General features: G+C 57.2%; 4 protein-coding genes and 3 pseudogenes. 6 read left to right on the forward strand and 1 reads right to left on the reverse strand.

What is annotated here, in order from left to right:
- The 6 genes and pseudogenes from tdh to EN991_RS17915 form a co-directional block, all read left to right on the forward strand.
- A pseudogene (gene tdh / locus EN991_RS17890) lies at nt 1–125 on the forward strand (L-threonine 3-dehydrogenase); the annotation flags it as partial.
- Between the two features lie 714 nt (nt 126–839).
- Nucleotides 840–1,008, forward strand: a pseudogene (locus tag EN991_RS40950) (transposase); the annotation flags it as partial.
- Nucleotides 1,009–1,813: 805 nt separating this feature from the next.
- On the forward strand, nt 1,814–2,500 hold the full coding sequence (locus EN991_RS17900; RefSeq protein ID WP_063169262.1) for a response regulator transcription factor: 687 nt from the start codon (nt 1,814–1,816) through the stop codon (nt 2,498–2,500).
- Between the two features lie 71 nt (nt 2,501–2,571).
- Complete coding sequence (locus tag EN991_RS17905; RefSeq protein WP_063170365.1) at nt 2,572–3,993, forward strand: type II and III secretion system protein family protein; 1,422 nt, start codon at nt 2,572–2,574, stop codon at nt 3,991–3,993.
- Nucleotides 3,994–4,005: 12 nt separating this feature from the next.
- Nucleotides 4,006–4,566, forward strand: a complete 561-nt coding sequence (locus tag EN991_RS17910; protein ID WP_063169261.1) for a CpaD family pilus assembly lipoprotein — start codon at nt 4,006–4,008, stop codon at nt 4,564–4,566.
- An 83-nt stretch (nt 4,567–4,649) separates the two neighbouring features.
- Nucleotides 4,650–6,521, forward strand: a complete 1,872-nt coding sequence (locus EN991_RS17915; RefSeq protein ID WP_063169260.1) for an acyltransferase family protein — start codon at nt 4,650–4,652, stop codon at nt 6,519–6,521.
- A 106-nt stretch (nt 6,522–6,627) separates the two neighbouring features.
- Here EN991_RS17915 and EN991_RS17920 read toward each other — a convergent pair.
- A pseudogene (locus tag EN991_RS17920) lies at nt 6,628–6,759 on the reverse strand (IS481 family transposase); the annotation flags it as partial.

The following is a 6,759-nucleotide window of genomic DNA, read 5'->3' on the forward strand; positions in this document are numbered from 1 at the left end:
GACAGGTGCAGGGTCCGCTGGATGTCTCCGGCCTGATCACCCACCGCATCGGCATCGACGATTTTCAGATCGGTTTCGATGCGATGAAGAGCGGCAGTTCCGGCAAGGTGGTGATGGACTGGTAGGGATTGCCTTGGCCGCTATTCAGGAAAAGCTGACGACAGCACCTCTGGTCCGCCGGACATTTTCCAACTAGGGGAACATGGCTGGGTGGAGAGCTATGGCTCCGCTACGTGCGCTCGCTAATCATATACGGCGACGTATCGCGGCCCACCCGGTGACGGTCGATGGGGCAATTCGCTTCAGTCGATGACGGAAACCCGGTGAACCGATGCTGAGGCCCCGACGCGATCGTCTATTTCCTATGATCTGCGATTGAGGTCGAGGTGTTGCCGCTTTCAGCGGGTAAGATGCGATAGACGACTTCCGGTACCCTTCCGGTCAGCGAAAAGGAAGGCAACGAGCCGCATTGCCTCAAGCAAAATGTTACCAATAGTGTCCTGTTCCAAAGGGGATGGACAGGTCGTGCCATTCCGGTTCGGGGGAAGGATGGCGCGGCTCAGCATGGCGACACGGTGAAGCGGCGATCGTGGAGCTTTATTGCGGCGTTGACAAGCGGCGCATTCTGGATGAGTTCGAGGCGGTAACCGGCTATTATTCGCAAGCGCGCGATCCGTCTTATGAACCGTCGTGAGCAGAGGCCGTCTGCGGGCAAGAGCCGCAGCCGCTGTTACGGCAGCGATGTCCGCGACGCGCTCATCGTGTTGTGGGAGGATTCGGAGCGGCTGGGTCCGCATCGACGCTCGCGGCGGCCAGCGCCGCCGGGCAGGAATGAGTTCGCAGTTCGCCGCTCGGTGCCAGCCCGCACCTTCGGCGATTGGAAAGATCCGCCGCCCGGCTTTGTTGAGCGCATTCGGGCACGTCTTCGTCAGGGAGCTTCGTGCAGACGATGGTGCTGACCGGATTGCCGCCGGCTGGACCGATTGCATTCCGCTCCGCACGCGCGACAGCGGCAATGTGATCATGGCGATCAAGCAGGCCCGCTCCCGGTTTCGCTGACCCTGTGCTGCTGTTTGCCGGCATCCGCCCGCACAGGAAGAGCTTGTAAAAGTGCGGAAATCGAGGAGCCGTTGGTCGTCGATCTTCAGCCTGAACGCGGTCGTTTGCTGGTGCCGCAAATCGGCTGTTGCATGTACATCCCTGTCAGACGTCAGTTTTCCTCGCCTATTTTGGTGTCGAGCGCGAAGTGCTCCAACCAGATTGCAAGGCTTTTTGGAAATGAGAGCGGCTTTGCGCAGGGCGCTCCGTTGTTGAGCATTCAAGCTACCAAGCCAATGACGCGCAGGTTCCACCAGGCTCGCCAGCCTTGAAGGACAGCGAAAAAAGCAGAGCACGACAGACACAACAGTGCATCAGGACGCCGCAGTCGTTGAAGATGGTGCGCTGCATCCATACCGTGGATGCATTCGATCCAAATAATCGATTTGTTCAATCAGTTTCTCGAAAGCTAACCCTACCCTCTGTGGGAATCGGGCTCTGAGCCGCGACGCTGCCTTGCGAGCGCAGGGGCTGCACGTAGGAGAGATGATGCAACGAGAAATCGCACGCGGGTTGCTGGCCTCGTGGGTTCGCCGACCGGCGTATTTGAGCCCGTCAGTTGGTCCTCACCCGCGCCTATTGCCACCGAGCGACTTGCATGTCCCTCCGACTCGGACCAGTTCCGAGAGCTGCGACGAGTTGCGCGCCGTGTGCTCCGATCAGATGGCCGCCGGTGACGCGTTCGATGGGCCGTCCCTCTTCGAGAGGAGATGAAATGCGAACGCTGCTCGTGGATCATCATGCGGATCTTGCGCGCGCCATGCGACTTGCGCTCGGGGATGGCGGCTTCGTCGTTGATGTCGTTGGTACTCTGGAACTGGCTTCGAGTGCATTTTCTTGCGCCAGCTATGAAATTCTCCTGCTGGAATTGGCTCTGCCAGATGGCGATGGCTTGGGTTGGCTGAGGCAGTTGAGGACCCACGGGCATTCAGTTCCTGCCGTCATTATGAGCAGCCTTAACGATCTCGATAAGCGAATTGCGATCTTCAACGGTGGTGCGGACGACTTTCTGCTCAAACCCATCTCTACCGATGAGCTTATTGCCAGAATGAGAGCCATTCTGCGCCGGGCGACACAGATGACCGACCTGAGGCTCGTATTTGGCAATCTCGACTTTGATCCGGTCGCCCGCCAGGTTTTCGTTGATGGGCACCCAATGATGATCGCACGTCGCGAACTCTGTGTTCTAGAGCACCTGCTTAACCGGGCAGGCCGCATCGTGCCCCGTGCGCAATTGGAAGATCACCTCTATTCATTCAACGACGACGTGTCTGCCAACGCGCTTGAAGTCGGAATTTATCGTTTACGGGGACATCTGACCAGATCAGGTGCAACGCCACGGATCAAGACCATCCGAGGCATTGGTTACATCCTAGAATTGACTGACGCCTCGTCCGCATAGTTTGTCGAATCGAAAGAAGATCTATTTTGCTGATCCTTCAACATCCTTGCGCTGCGCTCAATTGGCGGGCGATCGCCAACAAGGTTACAAGACCTGCAGTGCCCCGTTACCTGGGCCATCTCCTCTGCGCGCTTATTGTGACTTTCCCACTTGGTGTCGCGGCGCAAAACAAGCAGGACAAAGGCCCGCCGCATGCGGCTTCGAATAGCATCAACGCCACGCTGACCCTTTCCTCTTCGCTCGGGGAGACCGTTCATCTGCCCGGGCCAGCCACGACCATCTTTGTTGCTGACCCCACGATCGCGGATTTTCAGGCGCCATCGAGCAAAACAATCTTCGTCTTTGGCAAGAAATCGGGGCGGACCAGCCTATTCGCCTTGGATGGCAATGGCGAGCCTCTCGCCGAATTGCGTATCGTTGTCACGCAACCGATCGGGGATTTACGCGCCATGTTGCGGGAGCAGGTCGGCGACTATCCCATCCGCGTCAACTATACGCCGCGCGGCGCAATCCTTAGCGGGACGGCGCCCGACGCAGAGGTCGCCGACACCGCAAAAAGAGTCACTGAGCAATATCTGGGCGACGGAGCGCAAGTCGTCAACAACATCAAGGTCGCTGGATCCCTGCAAGTTAACCTCAGCGTGCGCGTAGCCGAAGTCTCACGCAGCGCCATGAAGTCACTCGGCGTCAACTTGTCCGCCTTCGGTCAAATCGGCAATTTCAAAGTGGGCGTTCTAAGCGGAAGCGCTGCAAGCGCTGGGTCTGGTTCAACCCAGGGTGGCGGTACAGCAGAAATCGGATTCGACAACGGTGCCGTCAACGTCAGCGCGGTTCTCGACGCGCTCGCCAAGGAGCATATAGCTTCCGTCCTGGCTGAGCCGAACCTCACCGCTATGTCGGGTGAAAAGGCCAGCTTTCTCGCGGGCGGCGAATTTCCCATTCCTGTCCTGCAGGAAAACAGGCAGGTATCGGTTGAATTCCGTCACTTCGGCGTCAGTCTGGAATTTGTGCCGACAGTTCTCAGCAACAATCAAATCAACATTCACGTAACGCCCGAAGTCAGTGAACTGTCGACGCAAGGTGCCGTGCAAATCAACGGAATTTCCGTGCCGGCAGTTTCCACGCGCCGAGCCGATACGGTCGTCGAACTCGCCAGCGGCCAGAGCTTCGCAATCGGCGGTCTAATCAGGCGGAACGTCAACAATGATGTCAGGGCCTTTCCCTGGCTCGGAGAACTGGCGATCCTGGGACCGCTTTTTCGCTCGACCTCGTTTCAAAAAGAGGAGTCAGAACTGGTCATTCTAGTTACGCCTTACATTGTAAGACCAGGCTCCAACCCAAACCAGATGAGCGCACCGACCGAGCGGGCGGCACCGGCTTTGAACGGAGGGGGCGCTCCGACGAATTCCGTGACAAGTCCCCCGCGAGACCGCGCTGCTATCCGTGCGGGCGCGCCAAGCGCCCAGGGCGGTCTCGGCTTCATCATCGAATAGTGTCATCCAAAGATGTTGCGTTTTATAATCCTCTTTGTCGCTCTGGCACCAAGCGTAAGTGGCTGCACAAGCACTACGCCAGTTGATGTCGAACCATCGGCACCAATGCTTGTCCGAGAGGAGACCACCGTCCTGACGTTGCAAAGCCTGCGCGCTTCCGAACGGCAGCGTTTGCGTGTTTTCCTAGACAAGGCCAGTCGCGGCCGGTTCGATGCCATCCACCTCCTCATCAGCGGTTCGCCCCAGCTCAGCGCAGGGGTAGCCCATCAGGCCAGGCAGTTGGCAATCGAAGAAGACAACATTCAATTGCGCGATCAACACGACGCCGGCTCAGTGCGAATTGAGGCGATTGTCTATCACGCCCGTCCGCCGGTCTGTCCCTCATATGGTGCCTTACCCAATGAAGAATCCTTCAAACAGCCGCTTGGTTGTTCGACAGGACATAACCTGGCCGTGATGGTCAACGATCCGCGCGATCTGCTCGACAATCAGGCCGTCAAGGCCGGCGATGGCGATCGTGCTTCTGTACCAGTTGCAACTTACAGAACATTCGGGACGGATAAAGGTGGCTGATACCGCCCTTATCTCGGCAGCACTCCTACCGGAGATTGAAAGCTTCCAATCGCGTCCTGATCTAAAATAAAAGGAACCGCTGGATGCAATATAGGCGCTATATCGAGGGCCTTAGGGCCGTTGCTGTACTTCCGGTCGTACTCTTTCATTTCGGAATTTCGGCGATCCCGGGTGGCTTTAGCGGGGTCGATATCTTCTTCGTCATCTCCGGCTACCTAACCAGCGGAAGCCTCCTGGATGACCTTGAACGCGGCCAATTTTCCATCGTCAACTTCTACTGGCGCCGTGCCCGGCGCATTCTGCCGGCGCTCGTCTTTGTGATGCTTCTCACCTGCATTGCGGCATTGTTCATTCTTCTGCCACCGGATCTGCGCGGATTCAGTCTTAGCATCATAGCTACCTCGACCTTCTGGTCGAACGTTTTCTTCTGGAAAACGTCAAGTTACTTCTCTATCGATGCCGCGCTTCTACCACTGTTGCACACTTGGCCGCTTTCCGTAGCGGAGCAGTACTACATCTTCGCACCAATCCTGATGTTCCTAATCTATCGCTACATCGGGAAGCGCTGGCTGACGACACTTCTTCCGATAATTCTCTGCAGCTTCGTAGTGGCGGTGATGGCGACATCGCTGGCACCCACCGCCGGATTCTATCTGCTGCCGACCCGAATCTGGGAACTCATGTTGGGCGCCCTGCTCATGCTCAAATGCCCCTCGCCGCTGGGCAACCGACTCCTGATGGAGTCGGTGGGGGTGGCCGGATTTGGCCTTCTCGCCATCGGGTTCTTCGCGATTTCGGCGAGTGATCCGTTCCCAGGCTACAACGCCTTGTATCCATGCATCGGAACGGCCCTTCTGATCTATGTTGGCCAAAATACCCCCTCGACGGTCGCCACCCGCATGCTCGAAGTCAGGCCGCTGGTCTGGATTGGGCTCATCTCGTATTCGTTGTATCTTGTTCACTGGCCTCTCAATGCGTTCGCGCACTATCTTTCGTTCCAAAAACTCGATCCGTTGATGACCGGTGCGATGTTGGTGGCAAGCCTCGCATTGGCTGCATTCTCCTGGAAGTTTGTAGAGCAGCCGTTTCGACAGAAGAGGGCCTTCACCTCCCCGGGGCCTATCTTCGCCTTTTCAGCGCTCGCGATCGTTGTCCTTTGTGCCGGCGGAGCGGCGGGGGCGCTCGGCAACGGCTTTCCGCAACGGTTTCCGGACTATGTCCAGCGGCGCATTTCCGTCGGGGACTGGAGGAATGGCATCTGTTTCAACGAGGGCACCAGCCGGATCGAAAGCTGGAATATGGAGGATTGCACGCGCACCAGCGGTTTTCCAACAACGGTTTTTTTGTGGGGCGACTCCTTCGCCGCGCACTATGTTTCCGGCTTGGGTGCTAACATAAATCGATTGCAGGCGAACATCGTTGAATATACGTACGCCAGCTGCGCGCCGATACTCTATTACTACCCGTACGATCGTCTTGATTGTGTCCGGTTCAATCGCAAGGCCTTGGACGTCATCTTGGAAGCGGACATCAAGACGGTTATCCTCAGCGGTAGATGGAGTGACTATGAGGTCAGAGGTTTCGACGGTCTTCAGCAAACAATCGCTACGCTTCGTGCCCTGGGCGTGCGCGTGTTTGTCATCGGCCAGTCTCCGCAGTTCCCAACTGACGTCCGGAAAATTGCGTTCTTCGCCAAGCGCCAAAATCTGGACGATACGTCCTGGCCGATCGCGATGGACCCCGACGTCAACGAACGTGTGCGCTCATTTACCAAAGGCGCCACATTCATCGATCCGCTGAAATTCCTGTGCAGCGCAGGACGCTGCGCCTATTTCGATAGAGGAGAGTTTTTATATTTCGACTATGGTCATTTCTCTTCAGCCGGCGCCACACTGGCAATCTCGAAATACTGGCCGGCTTTTGGCAAGGACAATGCTCTTCCTAAGACGAAGTAGCGGCTCAGCGGCTGACAAGCACCAGTACGGGTCCCAGTGATAGCTCCTGCTTCCGCAGCAGCCGCGACGATGGAGCTGTTCAGGTTTAAGGCCCCCCGATAGTGACCTAGGTGTGGAGCTTCAACAGGTTGTCCTCGATCAGGGCGAGGCGACTGATAGGCGTTTTTGACTTTAGGCTGCCATGTGGACGATGCCAATTGTATCTGTGCAGCCAGACAGGCAGTTCGGCGGCACGATG

The organism is Mesorhizobium sp. M7A.F.Ca.US.005.03.2.1 (assembly GCF_003997795.1).
GTDB lineage: Bacteria > Pseudomonadota > Alphaproteobacteria > Rhizobiales > Rhizobiaceae > Mesorhizobium > Mesorhizobium ciceri.

Coding starts and splice junctions, on each gene's coding strand:
- EN991_RS17900 (WP_063169262.1), top strand. CDS start 1,814: ATGCGAACGCTGCTCGTGGATCATCATGCGGATCTTGCGCGCGCCATG.
- EN991_RS17910 (WP_063169261.1), top strand. CDS start 4,006: ATGTTGCGTTTTATAATCCTCTTTGTCGCTCTGGCACCAAGCGTAAGT.
- EN991_RS17915 (WP_063169260.1), top strand. CDS start 4,650: ATGCAATATAGGCGCTATATCGAGGGCCTTAGGGCCGTTGCTGTACTT.